The organism is Mycobacterium sp. 3-98, assembly GCF_035918355.1.
Classification (GTDB): Bacteria; Actinomycetota; Actinomycetes; order Mycobacteriales; family Mycobacteriaceae; genus Mycobacterium; species Mycobacterium intracellulare.
Map to the genome: position 1 here is coordinate 4,238,365 of NZ_CP142360.1, position 18,288 is coordinate 4,256,652.

Sequence of the window (18,288 nt, forward strand, 5' to 3'; positions counted from 1 at the left end):
GTCACTGCGGATCACGCCCGAACAGGGTGCGCGCCGCGCCGGCGGTGACGACCGAGCCGGTGATGACGATCCCGGTCCCGGAGAAGTCCTCGGCGTGGCCGTCGAGCGCGGCCCCCTCCACCTCGGAGTCGACCAGCGCGGTCGCGACGTCGATGGCGTCGCGCAGGTTCTCGGCGGTGCTCACCCGGTCGGGCCCGAACGTCTCGCGCGCCGCCAGGGCCAGCGATTCGACATCGACCGCCCGCGGGGACCCGTTGTGGGTGACCACGACGGCGTCGAACACCGGTTGCAGGGCGGCGAGGATGCCGTCGACGTCCTTGTCGGCCAGCACGCTGAGCACCCCGACCAGATAGCGGAAGTCGAATTCGCCCGCCAGCGTCTGCGCCAGCGCGGCGGCACCGGCGGGGTTGTGCGCGGCGTCGATGAACACCGTGGGCGCGCTGCGCATCCGCTCCAGCCGGCCGGGGCTGACGACGGCGGCGAAACCCGCGCGAACCGCCTCGACGTCGAGCTGACGCTGCGCGCCGGCGCCGAAGAAGGCCTCGACGGCGGCCAGCGCCAGGGCCGCATTGTGCGCCTGGTGTTCTCCGTGCAGCGGCAGGTAGACGTCGGAATACACCCCGCCCAGCCCCTGCAGCTGCAGCACCTGCCCGCCGATGGCGACCTGGCGGCCCAGCACGGCGAACTCCGAATCCTCGCGGGCCACCGCGGCGTCGGCTTGAACGGTTTGGGCCAACAACACTTCCATCGCCTCGGGCGCCTGACGCGCGATGACCGCCACGGTGTCGGGTGCGCCCTCGGGCGCCCGGGTGATGATGCCGGCCTTCTCCCCCGCGATGCCGGCGAGGTCGTCGCCCAGGTAGTCGACGTGGTCGAGGGCGATCGGGGTGATGGCCGCCACCGGGGCGTTGATCACGTTGGTGGCGTCCCAGCGCCCACCCATCCCCACCTCGACCACGGCGACGTCGACGGGGGCGTCGGCGAACGCGGCGAACGCCATCGCGGTCAGCACCTCGAACTTGCTCATCGCGGGCCCGCCGGCGGCCTGCGATTGCGCGTCGACCATCTGCACGAACGGCTCGATCTCGCGGTAGGTCGCCACGTACTGCGCGGGGCTGATCGGCTTGGCATCGATCGAGATGCGTTCCACCGCCGATTGCAGGTGGGGGCTGGTGGTGCGCCCGGTGCGCCGGTGCAGCGCGGTGATCAGCGCGTCGATCATCCGGGCCACCGAGGTCTTGCCGTTGGTGCCCGCGACGTGGATCGACGGGTAGGCCAATTGCGGTGAACCCAGCAGGTCCATCAGCGCGGTGATGCGGGTCAGGCTCGGCTCGATCTTGGTTTCGGGCCAGCGCTGGTCCAGCAGGTGCTCGACCTGCAACAGGGCAGCGATCTCGTCCGGGGTGGGGTCCGGGGTGGGAACCGCGCCGGGAACTTCGGGGTCCTCAGCCCACTCGGGCGGCTCGGTCATTGCAGCCCGGCTAGCCGCGCGTTGATCCGCTCGGTTTCCTCCTGGGCCAGGCGTTGACGGTCCCGGATCTTGTCGACGACGTTTTGGGGGGCCTTGCCCAGGAAGTCCTCGTTGGCCAATTTGGCGGTGGTCGACGCCAGTTCCTTGTGCGCCGCGGCCAGATCCTTTTCCAGCCGGCGACGCTCGGCGGCGACGTCGATGGTGCCCGAGGTGTCCAGTTCGACGACGACGGTGCCGCCGCTCAGCCTGACTTCCACCGACGCCGACGGGCGGAATTCCGGCCCGGCGGCCGTCAGCCACGCCAGCGACGTCACCGCGCTCACCTGGGTGCCCAGATCGGCTCCCTCGACGCCCGTCATCCGGGCCGGCACCTTCTGGCGGTCCGCCAGCCCCTGATCGCTGCGGAACCGGCGCACCTCGGTCACCAGCTTCTGCATGTCGGTAACGCGTTGCGCGGCAACCTGATCCAGGGCTATCCCGGACGGCTGCGGCCAGTCGGCGATCACCAGGGTCTCGTTGTGGGTCAGCGCCTGCCAGAGGGCCTCGGTGATGAACGGGATCACCGGGTGCAGCAGCCGCAGCAGGGTGTCCAGCGTCGCCGCCAGCACCGCCGTCGTGTGCGCGACCCCCTCGGCCAGTTGCGTCTTGGCCAATTCCACGTACCAGTCGCAGAATTCGTCCCAGGCGAAGTGGTAGAGCGCTTCGCAGGCGCGGCTGAACTCGTAGTTGTCGAACGCCGAATCGACTTCCGCGCGAACCTCTTCCAGTCGCCCGAGGATCCATCGGTCGGCGTCGGTGAGTTCGGCCGGCGGGGGCAGGGGCGCCAGCTGCGCGCCGTTGAGCAGCGCGTAGCGGGTGGCGTTGAACAGCTTGGTGCAGAAATTGCGCGACGCCCGGACGTGGTCCTCGCCGATCGCCAGGTCACCGCCCGGGCTGGCGCCGCGGGCCAGCGTGAACCGCAGGGCGTCGGCGCCGAAGAGTTCCACCCAGTCCAGCGGGTCGATGACGTTGCCCTTGGACTTGCTCATCTTGCGCCCGGATTCGTCGCGGATCAGCCCGTGCAGGAAGACATCGGTGAACGGCACCTGCGGGCCGCGGCGACCGTCCAGGGTGATGGCGTCGTCGTCGCCGACGAACGTGCCGAACATCATCATCCGGGCCACCCAGAAGAACAAGATGTCGTAGCCGGTAACCAGAACGCTTGTGGGGTAGAACTTTTCGAGCTCGGGGGTCTTGTCCGGCCAGCCCAGGGTGGAAAACGGCCACAGCGCCGAGGAGAACCAGGTGTCCAGCACGTCGGGGTCCTGTTCCCAGCCTTCCGGCGGCGTCTCGTCGGGACCCACGCACACCTGCTCCCCGTTGGGCCCGTACCAGATCGGGATGCGGTGGCCCCACCACAGCTGCCGCGAGATCGTCCAATCGCGCATGTCGTCGACCCAGGCGAACCAACGCGGCTCCAGGCTTGCGGGGTGAATCACGGTGTCGCCGTTGCGCACCGCGTCGCCGGCCGCCTTGGCCAGCGACTCGACGCGGACAAACCACTGCAGCGACAGCCGCGGTTCGATCGGTTCACCGCTACGCTCGGAGTGCCCGACGCTGTGCAGGTATGGGCGCTTCTCCTCGACGACGCGGCCCTCGGCGGCCAGCGCCTCGCGGACCGCGACGCGGGCCTCGAAGCGGTCCATCCCGTCGAATTGCGTTCCGGTATCGACGATTCGGCCCTTGGTGTCCAGGATCGAGATCATCGGCAACCCGTGCCGCAGCCCGATCTCGAAGTCGTTCGGGTCGTGTGCGGGCGTGACTTTGACTGCGCCGGTACCGAATTCGGGGTCCACGTGCTCGTCGGCGACGACGACCAGCTCACGGTCGACGAAGGGATGCGCCAGTGTGGTGCCGACCAGGTGGCGGTATCGCGCGTCGTCGGGGTGCACGGCGATCGCGGTGTCGCCGAGCATCGTCTCGACCCGGGTGGTCGCGACCACGATGTGCGGCTGCGAGTCGTCGAGCGAGCCGTAGCGGAACGACACCAGCTCGCCCTCGACGTCGAGGTAGTCGACCTCGATGTCGGAAATCGCGGTCTGAAGCACCGGCGACCAGTTGACCAGCCGCTCGGCCCGATAGATCAGCCCGGCGTCGTAGAGCCGCTTGAAGATGGTGCGGACGGCCCGCGACAGGCCCTCGTCCATGGTGAACCGGTCGCGGCTCCAGTCGACCCCGTCGCCGAGCCGGCGCATCTGGCCGCCGATGGCGCCGCCGGACTCGCGCTTCCAGTCCCAGACCTTCTCGACGAACAGCTCCCGGCCGAAGTCCTCCTTGGTCTTGCCGTCGACCGCGAGCTGCTTTTCCACCACGCTCTGGGTGGCGATGCCGGCGTGGTCCATTCCCGGCTGCCACAACACCTCATATCCCTGCATGCGCTTGCGGCGGGTCAGGGCGTCCATCATGGTGTGTTCGAGCGCGTGACCCATGTGCAGGCTGCCGGTCACGTTCGGGGGCGGCAACACGATCGAGTAGCCGGGCTTGGCGCTGGCCGGGTCCGCCGCGAAGTATCCGGCGTCGACCCACTTCTGGTAGATCGCGCCCTCGGCCGCAGCGGGGTCCCACGACTTGGGCAGGTCGGTGGCGGGGCTGGGGCTGGCGGTCACCCGTCAATTCTAGGGAGCGCCGTTTACCCTCGTGTAAGTGCCCGAACCGTGAGCCGGGTCACCCCGCGAGCCGTTCAACCTGCAAGGACACACCTGCGGCGGGGAACCGGTCCAGCAGCGCGTCGCCCATCGCGGCGGCGGGCGTGAGGACGCCGTGCAGGTCCGGGAGCTTGTCACGGTCGAATGCCAGCGCCATGCCGCACTCCCCCAGCAGCACCGACGTCGCCTTGTAGCCCGGGTCGCCGCGCTGTTCCATGCGCGCCACGTAGCGGGCCCCGGTGCTGGTGGTGGTGTAGGTCTCGATGCGGTAGTAGCCGCGCTCGCGGGCGGACTCGCTCGGGCCGGTGCCCGGTTTGGGCACGATGCGCTCCACCAGCCGGCGCGGCAGGAGCCGGAAATAGCGGCTGCCCAACCCGAAGGTCGCGGCGCCCACCCCGCCGACCACGGCGGAGGCCACCGGCGCGATCGGCGACGAGCCCAGGCTCATGCTTTCGCTGTAGCGCAGCTGGCGGCCGTAGGCCCAGTCCAGCAGTGCGTTGCTGCGCCGCACGATCCGGGTGTTGTAGGGCGCCATGACGAAGCCCGCGGTCCACAGCCCGCTCAGTTCCGGCGCGATCCGACGACCGCGACGCCAGGGCAGGTCGGGCTGCGGACCGATGTCGGGTTCGGCGCCGCGGTCGCTGCTGAGCGTGTACGGGTCGGCGAGTTGGCGGCGGGCCTCGGGATCGCGGGACGCGGTGTCGAGCACCTCCAGCATCGACGCGACGGTGCCGCCGGACACCCCGCCCGAGAAGGAACGGACCACCAGGTCGGTGTCGGCGAGCTCGCCGGCGCCGTCGTCGCGCGCCGCGCGGTACAGCGCATACACACTGAGGTCCGAAGGCACGGAATCGAATCCGCACGCGTGCACGATGCGGGCGCCGGTATCCGCGGCCTGCTTGTGGAATTGGTCGATGCTGTCGCGGACGAACATCGCCTCGCCGGTCAGGTCGGCGTAGTCGGTGCCCGCCGCTGCGCAGGCGGCCACCAGCGGCAGCCCGTAGCGCGTGTAGGGCCCGACCGTGGTGATGACGACCTGGGTGCGCGCCGCCATCTCGTTCAGCGTCGAGGGCGATGAGGCGTCCGCGTTCAGGACGGGCCACGACCGCGCGGTTTCGCTCAGCGTGTCGCGGACGGCGCGCAGCCGGTCGGGCGACCGGCCGGCCAGGGCGATCCGTTTGTCCGGTGCCGAGCGGGCCAGGTAGTCGGCGGTGAGCTTCCCGACGAAGCCGGTCGCCCCGTACAGCACAATGTCGAATTCGCGCGGCGTTGCGGTCACGGGCCCGACGCTACCCGACTACGGGGGTGGCGACCGCTGGAGACAAGGAGTGCCGGGCACGGGGCCCGGCACTCCTTATATGTGCGGCTTATATGTATGCCAGAAGCCGTCGGTCAGCCGCGGCGTCCGCACACCGGCCAGGCGCCGATGCCCTGAGAATGCAGCACGTTCTCGGCGACGCGGATCTGCTCCTCGCGGCTCGCGCCGGACGGGGAACCGCTACCGCCGTTCGCGCGCCAGGTGCTGGGCGTGAACTGCAGGCCGCCCGCGTAGCCGTTGCCGGTGCTGATGCTCCAGTTACCGCCCGACTCGCACTGCGCGATGGCGTCCCAGTTGACGCTGTACGCCCTGACGGGCGGGGGCGGCGGGACGTCCGGGCCAGGAGGCGGCGGAACGTTCGGGTCGAAGCCCACGGGCGCCGGCGGGGCATCCGGAGCCGGAGGGGCATCCGGAGCCGGGGGCGGAGGCGCGTCCGGGGCCGGGGGCAGGGCTTCCGGGGCCGGAGGCGCGTCCGGCGCCGGGGCGTCCGGCGCGGGGGCGTCCGGGGCGGCAGCAGGAATGTTCGGGTCGAAGCTCACCGCTTCGTCTGCGTGGGCGGTGGCCGACGGGATGGTCACGAGCGTGCCCGTGACCGCGGCAAGCATGAGCGTCTTACGGACGTTCTGCAATATCTTTCCTTTCGCTGCGCGCGCGCCAAAGCAAGCCCACGCAGGTGGGCTGAAGGTGTTGGCTTGAATGCCTGCTTTGGAACGTGCCGTCTGGGTCAGGCACGACAGCGGCGGGCCAGGTATGCCCGGCGGGTTGTCACCCACCGACCACGGTTGGGCTCTCGCCGTCCGTGGCGCCGCTCACACGCGGGTCCGTGGATTCAGTTTTGTTGATTACTTTTCCGTAACCCATTGCGGGCTAACAGGGACCGTAGAGAACGCCGGCGCGTTCGTCATCTTCGGAAATCGCAGATCTCGTTTCGGTAACGACGCGATCACGCGGTGATAGCAGGCCCATTCACGCAGGTCACGGTCGGATTTTCGGCGCGGGCGCGTCGACCGGATCCGCAAACAAATGGTGAGCCTAATCACGCGTATTTTGTGAGCTGGCGCACGATTATTCGGGTCGATATTGCCGATTCGCCGCAGTGACAACGCATCTGCCGTCCCCGTCGGAAGGGGGCGCAGCGTACCGCATGCCGGCACCGCTTCTCACGTTGCCACGCGGGAAAGGCAAGAAAAAGTCGAGAGCCGCCGAATTACGGTGTCTTACAGAGATATTCGTCCGTCACAGTCCCACCCAGCCGAGTCGGTCGGTCAGACGTCGTGGATTGCGCCTTCTGGCAATAACTTTCGCTAAACGTGTTCAGCGACAAAATTTTTCAGGAATGGAGGCGACGTTGCCGCAGGCCGGGATCGCCTGGGGCGGATGCACCCGGACGACGTCAAGACGGCCGCGGGCATTTCCGCGAGGAATCCTCAAATCGAGACTGCCCCAACGGATCACGACGGCTTACAGACCGGCGCAGCGGACGGCGTCAGGCCTGCAGCTGCGCCAGAGCGCGCAGGTCACTCTCCGAGTTGACGTTGGCCAGGAAACGCGATTCCGGCAGCACGATCTGCTGGGCGTCGGAGGCGTCGATCAAGGCACGCATCGAGCGGGCACCGGCGGCGACCAGGCCGTCGATCCGCTCGGCCAGATCGGTGCGATACACCGCGGCGAGGTAGTGACTGCGGCCGTCCCACGGCAGCACGATTTCGGCGTTGGTCTCGGTGGCCAGCCCGATCAGGTCGTCGATCAAACTCGCTGACAGCAGCGGCATGTCGACGGCGCAGACGAAGGCGAAGCGTGCGCCCGTTTCCGCCGCGGCGCGCAGGCCGCCCCCGGTCGCCGGCAGTGGCCCCTGGCCGCGCACCTCGTCGCGAAGCACGCGCGCCGGCACCTCGGGCAGCGGTTGCCCCGGCGCGGCCATCACGAAGATCGGCTCGCAGCGCTGGGAGACCACCCCGACCACGTGCTCGAGCAGCGTGGCGGCCCCGCCGGGACCCGGCAGAGTCGCCTTGTCGCGGCCCATTCGCCGCGATTCGCCACCGGCCAGCACTATTCCAGCCAGGGACACTGTGGTGTCCGGCACCCGCTCGGCCACGTCAGTCGACGGTCCAGGTGTCGCGGCCCCGCAGCAGCGACTGCAGTGCCGCGGAGTCGAACGGCTTCGCCGACTGGGCCGCCTGAATCTGCGAGCGTGCCGCGTCGTCGTAGGTGGGCCGGTTGATGTTGCGGAAGATGCCCAGCACCGTGTGCTCGAGGTTCTGATCCGACAGCCGCGACAGGGCGAACGCGTAGGCCGAGTTGTCGCTGTGCGCGTCGTGCACCACGATCTCGTCGACGGAGACGTCGGCGGTCTTGGCCACCTCCAGGCCGAAGCCTGACTTCACCACGCAGTATTCGCCGTTGGCGCCGAACACAATTGGCTCGCCGTGACGGACGTTGATGACCCGCTCCTCGGCGCCTTCCTTGCGCAGCGCGTCGAAGGAGCCGTCGTTGAAGATCGGGCAGTCCTGCAGGATCTCGACGACGGCGGCGCCCCGGTGCCCGGCGGCGGCGCGCAGCACCTCGGTCAGGCCGTTGCGGTCGGAGTCCAGCGCGCGGCCCACGAAGGTCGCCTCGGCTCCCAGGGCCAGCGACACCGGGTTGAACGGGTGGTCCAGCGACCCCATCGGGGTCGACTTCGTGACCTTGCCGACCTCCGAGGTGGGCGAGTACTGCCCCTTGGTCAGCCCGTAGATCCGGTTGTTGAACAGCAGGATGGTGATGTTGACGTTGCGGCGCAGCGCGTGGATCAGGTGGTTACCGCCGATCGACAGGGCGTCGCCGTCGCCCGTGACCACCCACACCGACAGGTCCTCGCGGGCCAGCGCCAGGCCGGTGGCGATGGCGGGTGCACGGCCGTGGATCGAGTGGAATCCGTAGGTCTCGAGGTAGTAGGGGAAGCGGCTCGAGCAGCCGATGCCGCTGATGAACACGATGTTCTCGCGGCGCAACCCGAGGTCCGGCAGGAAGTTGCGGATGGTGTTGAGGATGACGTAGTCCCCGCAGCCCGGGCACCAACGCACCTCCTGGTCGCTGGTGAAGTCCTTGGACTTCTGGGGCTGGTCCTCGGCGGACAAGGTGGGGACCCCGTCGTTCTTGGTCAACTTCGGGGTCACACCGAGGTCTTTGCCCGCCAGATTGCCGATCACGTCAGTCACGAGCGCCGCTCCTCCTCATCGCTTCGCTCTGCGTCGGCGCCGGCGCGAATCATGCGCCCGCCCCAACCGTTGCCGCCGCCATTCTGGCGACCATCGTCTTGTCGTTCTCGACTTCGGCCAACGTCCCGCCCAGCGCGGCGCGGATGACGCGGCCGATCTCGTCGGCCAGGAACGCGACACCCTGCACCTTGCTGACCGACTGCACGTCGACCAGGTACTTGCCGCGCAGCACCAACGCCAGTTGGCCCAGGTTCATTTCGGGCGCCACCACCTGCGGGTAGCGCCGCAGCACCTCGCCCAGGTTGGCCGGGAAGGGGTTGAGGTAGCGCAGGTGCGCGTGCGCCACCTTGATGCCCTTGCGCCGGGCGCGGCGGCAGGCCTCGCCGATCGGGCCGTAGGAGCTGCCCCATCCGATCAGCAGCAGCTCGGCGTCGCCGGTCGGATCGTCGACCTCGAGATCGGGAACGGAGATGCCGTCGATCTTGGCCTGCCGCAACCGGACCATGAGGTCGTGGTTGACCGGCTCGTAGGAGATGTTGCCCGAGCCGTTCGCCGCTTCCAGACCGCCGATGCGGTGCTCGAGCCCCGGCGTGCCGGGAACGGCGAACTGCCGGGCCAGCGTCTCCGGGTCACGGGCGTAGGGCTGGAACGGTTCGTCGGGCTTGGCGAAGGCGTGCGTGATGCGCGGCAGCGTGCTGACGTCCGGAATGCGCCAGGGCTCCGAGCCGTTGGCGATCGCGCCGTCGGACAACACGATCACCGGGGTGTGGTACGAGACCGCGATGCGCGCGGCCTCGAGCGCGGTTTCAAAGCAGTCCGACGGCGAGCGGGGCGCGAGGATCGCCACCGGCGACTCGCCGTTGCGGCCGTACAGCGCCTGCAGCAGGTCGGCCTGTTCGGTCTTGGTGGGCAGCCCGGTCGAGGGCCCGCCGCGCTGCACGTCGACGACGAGCAACGGGAGTTCGGTCATCACGGCCAGCCCGAGCGCCTCGGACTTGAGCGAAATGCCCGGCCCCGACGTGGTGGTTACGCCCAGCGCGCCGCCGTAGGAGGCGCCGATCGCCGCGCAGATGCCGCCGATTTCGTCCTCCGCCTGGAAGGTCAGCACGTTGAAGTTCTTGTGCTTGGACAGCTCGTGCAGGATGTCGGAGGCCGGCGTGATCGGGTAGCTGCCGAGCAGGACCGGGATGTCCGCGAGCTGGCCGGCCGCGACGATGCCGTACGCCAGTGCGGTGTTTCCCGAGATCTGGCGGTATTCGCCCGACGGGAGGGTCGCCCGGGACACCTCGTAGGTGGTGCCGAACGCCTCGGTCGTCTCGCCGTAGTTCCAGCCGGCCTTCAGCGCCAGCACGTTGGTCTCCGCGACCTCGGGCTTGCGGGCGAACTTCTCCCGGATGAACTTCTCGCTGGTTTCGATCGGCCGCCCGTACATCCACGACAGCAGGCCCAGCGCGAACATGTTCTTGGCGCGCTGGCCATCCTTCTTCGTCGCGCCGATGGCCTCGACCGCGCCGAGCGTCAGCGTCGTCATCGCGACGGAATGCACGACGTAGTCGGACAACTCGTCGGTCTCGAGCGGGTTGGTGACGTAACCCACCTTGGTCAGGTTGCGCTTGGTGAACTCGTCGGAGTTCGCGATCACCACGCCGCCGCGGGGCAGGTCGCCGATATTGGCCTTGAGCGCAGCCGGATTCATCGCGACGAGCACGTCCGGCCGGTCGCCGGCGGTCAAGATGTCGTAGTCGGCGATCTGAATCTGGAAGGACGAGACGCCGGGCAGGGTGCCTGCGGGGGCGCGGATCTCGGCGGGATAGTTCGGCTGGGTCGCCAGGTCGTTGCCGAAAAGCGCTGCCTCGGAAGTGAACCGGTCGCCGGTGAGCTGCATGCCGTCTCCGGAGTCACCGGCGAAGCGAATGACGACCTGTTCGAGGCGCTGACGGGCAGATCCGTTCGGGGAAGCCCCGTTCTGTGAGTCTGATCCGGCTCCGCTGCCGTTCGGATCCACGTCTTTGCCCTCCATTTGTTCACCGGACAGACAGTTCGCGCAGCTTCAGGTTACGCGTCGGCGAAGGGAGTCTCCGGCCATCACGGTTTTATGTCACTGGCGGTACCAATTATGGCACTGATTTTCGATCGCCATGGCCGACTCCGCCGCGTCATCTCGGCCGCGTTCTCGGGCAAAAGGCGACGTCAGCGCCGTCTACTGACGAGTAGCCCAGCAAACTGTGGTGTTGGTCACGTCTTGCGCGTTACCCAACCGTCGTTCATACCGTGTCTGCTTCCGGATGCCGCGCCTCCGCCGCCGCTTTTGGCCGCCGCCGTTTCCGGCATCGCAACCAGATACAACACGAACCCGGCGCCCGCCAGAGCACCCAAGAACGCGAAGGCGACGTTGTAGCCGGCCGCGACCACGATCGAGCCCGCGACGAGGTTCGACACCGCCGCGCCGACGCCCGTCGCGGCCGTCACCGCGCCCAGGCTGACGTTGAAGCAACCGGTCCCGTGCGTCACGTCCTGCACGACGAGGGGAAACAGCGCGCCGAACACGCCGGCCCCGACGCCGTCCAGCATCTGCACGCTCACCAGCCAATAGGGATTGTCCGAGAGCGTGTAGAGAAAGCCACGGGCGCCCAGGACGGCGAACCCGGCCAAAAAGATCGGCTTGCGGCCCCAGGAATCGGCCTTGGCGGGGCGTGCTGGGGAGCTCCAGGAGCTAGTTAGGCGCTCTTGTCGCGACGCTCGGTGCGCGACGGCTTGCGCGGCACGATCGTCGGCAACACGTTGTCCTGCACGGTCTCCTTGGTCACCACGACCTTGGCGACGTCGTCGCGGCTCGGGATGTCGTACATCACCGGCAGCAGGACCTCTTCCATGATGGCGCGCAGGCCGCGCGCGCCGGTGCCGCGGTGGATCGCCTGATCCGCGATCGCCTCCAGGGCGTCGTCGGTGAACTCGAGCTCCACGCCGTCCATCTCGAAGAGCCGCAGGTACTGCTTGACCAACGCGTTCTTCGGCTCGGACAGGATCTTGACCAGCGATTCGCGGTCCAGGTTGGTGACCGAGGCGACCACCGGCAGCCGGCCGATGAACTCCGGGATCAGGCCGAACTTGATCAAGTCCTCGGGCATGACCTCGGCGAAGTGGTCGGTGGTGTCGATCTCGGCCTTCGAGCGGACCTCGGCGCCGAAGCCCAGGCCCCGCTTGCCGACGCGCTCGTAGATGATCTTCTCCAGGCCGGCGAACGCCCCCGCGACGATGAACAGCACGTTGGTGGTGTCGATCTGGATGAACTCTTGGTGCGGGTGCTTGCGGCCGCCCTGCGGGGGAACCGACGCCTGGGTGCCCTCCAAAATCTTCAGCAGGGCCTGCTGCACGCCCTCCCCGGAGACGTCGCGGGTGATCGACGGGTTCTCGCTCTTGCGGGCAATCTTGTCGACCTCGTCGATGTAGATGATGCCCGTCTCGGCGCGCTTCACGTCGTAGTCGGCGGCCTGGATGAGCTTGAGCAGGATGTTCTCGACGTCCTCACCGACGTAGCCGGCCTCGGTCAGGGCGGTCGCGTCGGCGATGGCGAACGGGACGTTGAGCATCTTGGCGAGCGTCTGGGCCAGGTAGGTCTTGCCGCAGCCGGTGGGACCGAGCATCAAGATGTTGGACTTGGTCAACTCGACCGGCTCGTGGCGCGAGTCCCGGCCCTTTTCCCCGGCCTGGATCCGCTTGTAGTGGTTGTAGACCGCGACCGCCAGCGTCCGCTTGGCGGTGTCCTGCCCGATGACGTAGCCCTCGAGGAACTCCCGGATCTCGATCGGTTTGGGGAGCTCATCGAGCTTCACGTCGTCGGCGTCGGCAAGCTCCTCTTCGATGATCTCGTTGCACAGATCGATGCACTCATCGCAGATGTACACACCGGGGCCAGCAATGAGTTTCTTGACCTGCTTCTGGCTCTTCCCGCAGAACGAGCACTTCAGCAGGTCCCCGCCGTCTCCGATGCGTGCCATGGTGCGTCAGTGCCTACTTCCTCTTCGCCGTTGGACTTCCCTGTCCCGCATGTATTCACCGACGCTACCCGCTTGATCGGGCCCGCCGCGACCATAAACGCCGAATCGCGCCCATGGTATTTGCGGGAGTTCATGCCGCTTCCGTATGGAGGAAAGATATAGCCAGACGGTGCCCGTCGCTCGCGAAAGACGCGCTTTGCGTGTCTTTGGCGTGTCGCGGTTGTAATGCGACCGAGTCCGGCGGCCGCCCGATCCCGCCTCCGACGGAGGTGCCGACCCGACCCCGAGACGATCACACGAGGCGTGGGTGAACCCCCAAGAAATCACCCTACAGTGGCCACGTGGGTTTGGCCGTGGGCTTGCGGTGGCCCAGCGGAACCGTGCTGCTCGATGGCGGCTTGGCCACCGAGCTGGAAGCGCGCGGCCATGACCTGTCCGACCGGTTGTGGTCGGCCAGGCTGCTCGCGGACGCCCCACGCGAGATCGTCGCCGTCCACGCCGCCTACTTTCGCGCGGGGGCCACGATCGCGACGACGGCCAGCTACCAGGCGTCGTTCGAGGGTTTCGCGGCGCGCGGACTGGATCGTCGGGAAACCGACCTGCTGTTGCGCCGCAGCGTCGAGCTCGCGAAGGCCGCGCGGGACGAGGCCGGCGCGGCGGGCCTGCTCGTCGCGGCCTCGGTCGGACCGTACGGCGCGGCGCTGGCCGACGGCTCGGAATACCGCGGACGCTACGGCCTGTCGGTCGGGGCCTTGGCGCGCTGGCATCGGCCCCGGCTGGAGACCCTGGCGGACGCCGGGGCCGACGTCCTCGCCTGCGAGACCGTTCCCGACGTCGACGAGGCGGAAGCGTTGGTCGACGTGGTGCGCTCGGTCGGGATGCCGGCGTGGCTGAGCTACACCATCGACGGGGCCCGTACCCGCGCCGGGCAACCGCTGACCGAGGCCTTCGCGGTGGCCGCGGGCGTCGACGAGATCGTGGCCGTCGGGGTCAACTGCTGCGCGCCCGACGACGTGTTGCCCGCGATCGCGAGCGCATCGGAGATCGGCAAGCCCGTCATCGTCTATCCGAACAGCGGCGAACGCTGGGACGGTCGCGCGTGGGTCGGCCCGCGCACGTTCGCGACGGGGCTTGCGGCGCAGTGGGTTTCGGCGGGCGCCCGCATTGTCGGCGGCTGCTGCCGGGTCGGCCCGGTGGACATCGCCGAGCTGGCCCCCTTGCGCCGAGCGTGCAACCAGGGCGAAAAATCAGCCGAAAACTCGCCGTGAGTGCACGCTCGGCGAAAAGAGGCTACGCGCTCTGGGCGGAAAGCTTCCGGTACTCCAGCACGGTGTCGATGATCCCGTAGTCCTTGGCCTCTTCGGCGGTCAGGATCTTGTCCCGGTCGGTGTCCTTGCGGACCGTCGCGGCGTCCTTGCCGGTGTGGCGGGCCAGCGTGGTCTCCATCAGGGTGCGCATCCGCTCGATCTCGGCGGCCTGAATTTCCAGGTCGGAGAACTGCCCCTGGATGACGCCCTGCAGCGAAGGCTGGTGGATCAGCACCCGGGCGTTGGGCAGCGCCATCCGCTTGCCCGGGGTCCCGGCGGCCAGCAGCACCGCGGCCGCCGAGGCGGCCTGCCCCAGGCACACCGTCTGGATGTCGGCGCGCACGTACTGCATGGTGTCGTAAATCGCCATCAGCGAGGTGAATCCGCCGCCGGGCGAGTTGATGTACATGGTGATGTCGCGGTCGGGGTCCAGCGACTCGAGCACCAGCAACTGCGCCATGATGTCGTTCGCCGACGCGTCGTCCACCTGGACGCCGAGAAAGATGATGCGTTCCTCGAACAGCTTGTTGTAGGGATTCGACTCCTTGACGCCGAAGCTGGAGTGCTCGATGAACGACGGCAGGATGTAGCGCGCCTGGGGCTGGGTTTCGGGGTTCACTGGGCTTCTCCATTGGTGATGTGGGCGGCGCGGGTGATGATGTGGTCGACGAAGCCGTATTCCAGGGCTTCCTGCGCGGTGAACCAGCGGTCGCGGTCGGAATCCGCCTCGATGCGTTCGATCGACTGGCCGGTGAATTCGGCGTTCAGCCGGAACATTTCCTTCTTGATGACGTGGAACTGCTCGGCCTGAATGGCGATGTCCGCCGCGCTCCCGGTCACCCCGCCCAGCGGCTGGTGCATCAGGATGCGGGCGTGCGGCAGCGCGTACCGCTTGCCCTTGGTGCCCGCGGCCAACAGGAACTCGCCCATCGAGGCGGCCATGCCCATCGCGTAGGTGGCGATGTCGCACGGCGCCAGCACCATGGTGTCGTAGATCGCCATGCCGGCACTGATCGAGCCGCCGGGCGAGTTGATGTAGAGCGAGATGTCTTTGGTGGAGTCCTCGGCGGCGAGCAGCAGAATCTGCGCGCACAGCCGATTGGCGATTTCGTCGCTCACCTCCGAACCCAGGAAGATGATGCGCTCGGACAGCAAGCGCTCATAGACGGAGTCCGTGAGGTTGAGACCCTGCGAGTTTGAACGCATGTCAGTCACGACCGGGGTACCTGCTTTCTGTCAGATCTGTCTACACCGACACTAACCAACCGGGCCCGCCGTTTCGCGGCCACGCGCCCCTGAAACGGGCGCGTTCGCTCACAGCGTCATCGCGCGGTCACTCCTCGGCGTCGGCCTTCGTGGATTCTTCGGCGTCACCGGAGACGTCATCGGCGGCCTCGTCCGCCCCCGCGCGCTTGCCGAAGAACTCGTCGGTGTCGACGGTGTTTCCGGCGGTGTCGGTGACCGTCGCCGCGCGGATCACCTCGGCGATGGCCAGCGCCCGGCGCACATCGGCGAACATGGCCGGCAGCTGGTTGTTCTCCTGAAGGTAGGCGACGAGCTGCTGGGGCTCGATGCCGTACTGGCGCGACGTGGCCACCAGCCGCTCGGTCAGGTCGTCCTGGCCGACCTGGACCTCGAGCTCGTCGGCGAGCGCGTCGAGCAGCAGCTGCCGTTTGACGTCGGTCTCGGCGGCGGTGCGCGTCTCGGTCTCGAACTCCTCGCGCGACTTCCCTTGCTGGGCGAGCACCTCGTCGAGCTTGGATTCGTCGTGGTCGAGGCTGTGCAGGGCGTTGTGCAGCGCGCTGTCGACCTGCGCCTTCACGATCGCTTCGGGCAGCGGGATGTCGACCTGCTCGAGCAGCGTGTCGATCGCGGCGTCGCGGATGGCTTCGGCCTGCTGCGCCCGCTTGGTCCGGCCGACCTGCTCGCGCAGGTTGGACCGCAGCTCCTCGATGGTGTCGAATTCGCTGGCCAATTGGGCGAACTCGTCGTCGGGCTCGGGCAGCTCGCGCTGTTTGACCGACTTGACCGTGACGGTCACCTGCGCGTCCTTGCCGGCGTGCTCGCCGGTGGCCAACTGCGCGGTGAACTCCTTGGATTCGTCGACGGACAACCCGACCAGCGCCTCGTCGAGGCCCGCGATGAGCCGGCCGGAGCCGACCTCGTGGGACAGCCCCTGCGCGGTGGCGCCCGGCACCTCTTCGCCGTCGATGGTGGCCGACAGGTCGATGGAGACGAAGTCGCCGTCGGCGACCGGCCGGTCCACCCCGGTCAGGGTGCCGAATCGGGCCCGCAGGGACTGCAGTTCGGCGTCGACGTCGTCGTCACTGATCTCGATCGGGTCCACCGAGATGGTCAGCGAACCCGGGTCCGGCAGGGTGAGCTTGGGCCGGATGTCGACCTCGGCGGTGAACGCCAGCTCCTCGCCGTACTCCTTCTTGGTGACCTCGATCTCGGGCTGGCCCAGCGGGTGCACCTCCGACTCGGCGACCGCCTGTCCGTACCGCGCGGGCAGCGCGTCGGTGACGACCTGGTCGAGCATCGCCTCGCGGCCGAAGCGGGCCTCCAGCAACTTCGCCGGCGCCTTGCCGGGCCGGAAGCCGGGCAAGCGCACCTGCCTGGCCAACTCCTTGTAGGCCCGCTGGAAGTCCGGCTCGAGTTCGGAGAACGGGACCTCCACATTGATGCGCACCCGGGTGGGGCTCAACTGCTCGACGGTGCTCTTCACGGGTGTGCTCCTCGGTGCTCGTTCCTGGTCGTCGGTGGGCCGCGCAGCGTGCGGCCGGTCGTGCTGGTCGGGGTGACAGGATTTGAACCTGCGGCCTTCCGCTCCCAAAGCGGATGCGCTACCAAGCTGCGCTACACCCCGCGCTGACCTCGATGATCCTAAGGCCCCGCAAAGCCAGGTCCGTCACAGGCTTGGGCGGCGACCTCGCGGACCTCACGGAGTGATCACAAAGCCGCGTCGATTAGATTTGATCTTCGTCGCCAGCTACAGTCACGCTCGACTAAATACATGCGGGCGTAGCTCAATGGTAGAGCCCTAGTCTTCCAAACTAGCTACGCGGGTTCGATTCCCGTCGCCCGCTCGGGGCTAACTATCTGCTCGATAGAGAGGCGCCATGAGCGACCTGACGACGGACCCGTCGATCCATGGCTCATGCGCGTCGGATTTCGTCGGGGTTCGCGACGCGTTCGAGCGCAATTTCACCCTGCGCGACGAGGTCGGTGCGGCCGTCGCGGTGTGGGTGGACGGGTCTCTCGTCGTCAACCTGTGGGGCGGCTGGGCCGACGCGGCCCGCACCCGGCCCTGGCAGCAGAACACCCTGACCACGGTGTTGTCCGGCACGAAGGGCCTGTCGGCCACCTGCGTGCACCAACTGGCCGACCGCGGCGAGCTGGACCTGCAGGCGCCGGTGGCCCACTACTGGCCCGAGTTCGCTCAGGCGGGCAAACAGGACATCACGCTGGCGATGGTGATGAGCCACCGCTCCGGCGTGATCGGGCCGCGCACCCGGATGCGCTGGGAGCAGGTCGCGGATTGGGACTACGTCTGCGAACAGCTGGCCGCCGCCGAGCCCTGGTGGGAGCCGGGCACCGCGCAGGGCTACCACATGACCACCTTCGGCTTCATCATGGGCGAGGTGTTCCGCCGGGTCACGGGCCGCACGATCGGTCAGTACCTGCGGACCGAGATCGCCGAACCGTTCGGCGCCGACGTCCACATCGGGCTGCCGCTGGCCGAACAGCACCGCTGCGCCGAGCGGATCAACAAGCCGCACGCCCGGGACCTGCTGGCCGACGCGAAGGCGCCGGGCTGGCCGACCAGCCTGGCCGAGCACCCCAAGGCGGGCCTGTCCGTCTCGATGGGATTCGCCCCCGACGACGAGCTCGGCTCACACGATCTGGGCCTGTGGCGCGAACTCGAGTTCCCCGGCACCAACGGTCAGGTGTCGGCGCTGGGGTTGGCGACCTTCTACAACGCGCTCGCCCAGGAGAAGGTGCTCAGCCGCGAGCACATGGACCTGGTGCGGGTCTGTCAGGGCGGGCTGGAAACCGACCTGGTGCTGGGGCCGCGGGTCGCCGACCACGGCTGGGGTCTCGGATACATGCTCAACCAACGCTGCGTCAACGGACCCAACCCGCGGATCTTCGGCCACGGCGGGCTGGGCGGCTCGTTCGGGTTCGTCGATCTCGAGCACCGCATCGGCTACGCCTATGTGGCGAATCACTTCGACCCCACCAAGGCCAACGCCGACCCCCGCAGCCTGGTCCTGTCGAACGCGGTCTACTCCGTGCTGGGTGTCATCTAG

Annotated in this window: 13 protein-coding genes, 2 tRNA genes and 1 pseudogene; 3 read left to right on the forward strand and 13 right to left on the reverse strand. The window is 68.3% G+C overall.

Annotation, left to right across the window (positions count from 1 at the left end):
* Position 1: 1 nt before the first annotated feature.
* The 9 genes and pseudogenes from folC to clpX form a co-directional block, all read right to left on the reverse strand.
* Positions 2-1,471 (reverse strand): bifunctional tetrahydrofolate synthase/dihydrofolate synthase, encoded by a 1,470-nt coding sequence (gene folC, locus QGN30_RS19905; protein WP_038535674.1) that lies wholly within the window; start codon positions 1,469-1,471, stop codon positions 2-4.
* The gene (locus QGN30_RS19910; RefSeq protein ID WP_038535672.1) at positions 1,468-4,116 is read right to left on the reverse strand and encodes a valine--tRNA ligase; all 2,649 of its coding nucleotides are present in this window, start codon (positions 4,114-4,116) and stop codon (positions 1,468-1,470) included. The genes folC and QGN30_RS19910 overlap by 4 nt, the downstream gene beginning before the upstream one ends.
* Before the next feature lie 58 nt (positions 4,117-4,174).
* Positions 4,175-5,434 carry a saccharopine dehydrogenase family protein gene (locus tag QGN30_RS19915; RefSeq protein WP_009955950.1) on the reverse strand — a complete coding sequence of 420 codons (1,260 nt, stop codon included), beginning with the start codon at positions 5,432-5,434 and terminating at the stop codon, positions 4,175-4,177.
* A gap of 113 nt (positions 5,435-5,547) precedes the next feature.
* Positions 5,548-6,102, reverse strand: a complete 555-nt coding sequence (locus QGN30_RS19920; RefSeq protein ID WP_026071537.1) for a transglycosylase family protein — start codon at positions 6,100-6,102, stop codon at positions 5,548-5,550.
* Positions 6,103-6,959: 857 nt separating this feature from the next.
* Positions 6,960-7,568, reverse strand: coding sequence for a molybdenum cofactor guanylyltransferase (mobA, locus tag QGN30_RS19925; protein ID WP_009955455.1), 609 nt, complete (start codon positions 7,566-7,568; stop codon positions 6,960-6,962).
* Between the two features lies 1 nt (position 7,569).
* Complete coding sequence (locus QGN30_RS19930) at positions 7,570-8,670, reverse strand: 2-oxoacid:ferredoxin oxidoreductase subunit beta (RefSeq protein WP_009955456.1); 1,101 nt, start codon at positions 8,668-8,670, stop codon at positions 7,570-7,572.
* Positions 8,671-8,719: 49 nt separating this feature from the next.
* Complete coding sequence (locus QGN30_RS19935) at positions 8,720-10,675, reverse strand: 2-oxoacid:acceptor oxidoreductase subunit alpha (RefSeq protein ID WP_095563018.1); 1,956 nt, start codon at positions 10,673-10,675, stop codon at positions 8,720-8,722.
* A gap of 230 nt (positions 10,676-10,905) precedes the next feature.
* A pseudogene (locus QGN30_RS19940) lies at positions 10,906-11,355 on the reverse strand (MFS transporter); the annotation flags it as partial.
* A 32-nt stretch (positions 11,356-11,387) separates the two neighbouring features.
* Positions 11,388-12,668, reverse strand: a complete 1,281-nt coding sequence (gene clpX, locus QGN30_RS19945; RefSeq protein ID WP_008255183.1) for an ATP-dependent Clp protease ATP-binding subunit ClpX — start codon at positions 12,666-12,668, stop codon at positions 11,388-11,390.
* Positions 12,669-13,027: 359 nt separating this feature from the next.
* On the opposite strand from clpX, the gene mmuM reads away from it, so the two are divergent.
* Positions 13,028-13,936: a homocysteine S-methyltransferase gene (gene mmuM / locus QGN30_RS19950; protein ID WP_198139482.1), complete on the forward strand. Its 909-nt coding sequence runs from the start codon at positions 13,028-13,030 to the stop codon at positions 13,934-13,936.
* 22 nt (positions 13,937-13,958) lie between these two features.
* On the opposite strand, the gene clpP2 is transcribed toward mmuM, so the two are convergent.
* From clpP2 to QGN30_RS19970, 4 genes are all read right to left on the reverse strand, one after another.
* Positions 13,959-14,594, reverse strand: coding sequence for an ATP-dependent CLP protease proteolytic subunit ClpP2 (gene clpP2, locus QGN30_RS19955; RefSeq protein ID WP_008255179.1), 636 nt, complete (start codon positions 14,592-14,594; stop codon positions 13,959-13,961).
* On the reverse strand, positions 14,591-15,181 hold the full coding sequence (gene clpP1, locus QGN30_RS19960) for an ATP-dependent CLP protease proteolytic subunit ClpP1 (protein WP_008255177.1): 591 nt from the start codon (positions 15,179-15,181) through the stop codon (positions 14,591-14,593). Before clpP1 ends, clpP2 begins: the two co-directional genes overlap by 4 nt.
* Positions 15,182-15,308: 127 nt before the next feature.
* Positions 15,309-16,703 (reverse strand): trigger factor, encoded by a 1,395-nt coding sequence (tig, locus tag QGN30_RS19965; RefSeq protein WP_038535667.1) that lies wholly within the window; start codon positions 16,701-16,703, stop codon positions 15,309-15,311.
* 64 nt (positions 16,704-16,767) lie between these two features.
* Positions 16,768-16,844: transfer RNA gene (locus QGN30_RS19970), tRNA-Pro, on the reverse strand.
* A gap of 149 nt (positions 16,845-16,993) precedes the next feature.
* Between QGN30_RS19970 and QGN30_RS19975 the strand changes: the two genes are divergently transcribed.
* Positions 16,994-17,064, forward strand: a tRNA-Gly gene (locus QGN30_RS19975).
* Between the two features lie 33 nt (positions 17,065-17,097).
* Positions 17,098-18,288, forward strand: a complete 1,191-nt coding sequence (locus QGN30_RS19980; RefSeq protein ID WP_009955465.1) for a serine hydrolase domain-containing protein — start codon at positions 17,098-17,100, stop codon at positions 18,286-18,288.

What these genes read in the sequence shown, in the direction of transcription:
- QGN30_RS19980 (WP_009955465.1), top strand. Translation starts at nt 17,098, where the DNA reads ATGAGCGACCTGACGACGGACCCGTCGATCCATGGCTCATGCGCGTCG.
- folC (WP_038535674.1), bottom strand. Translation starts at nt 1,471, where the DNA reads ATGACCGAGCCGCCCGAGTGGGCTGAGGACCCCGAAGTTCCCGGCGCG.
- clpP1 (WP_008255177.1), bottom strand. Translation starts at nt 15,181, where the DNA reads ATGCGTTCAAACTCGCAGGGTCTCAACCTCACGGACTCCGTCTATGAG.
- clpX (WP_008255183.1), bottom strand. Translation starts at nt 12,668, where the DNA reads ATGGCACGCATCGGAGACGGCGGGGACCTGCTGAAGTGCTCGTTCTGC.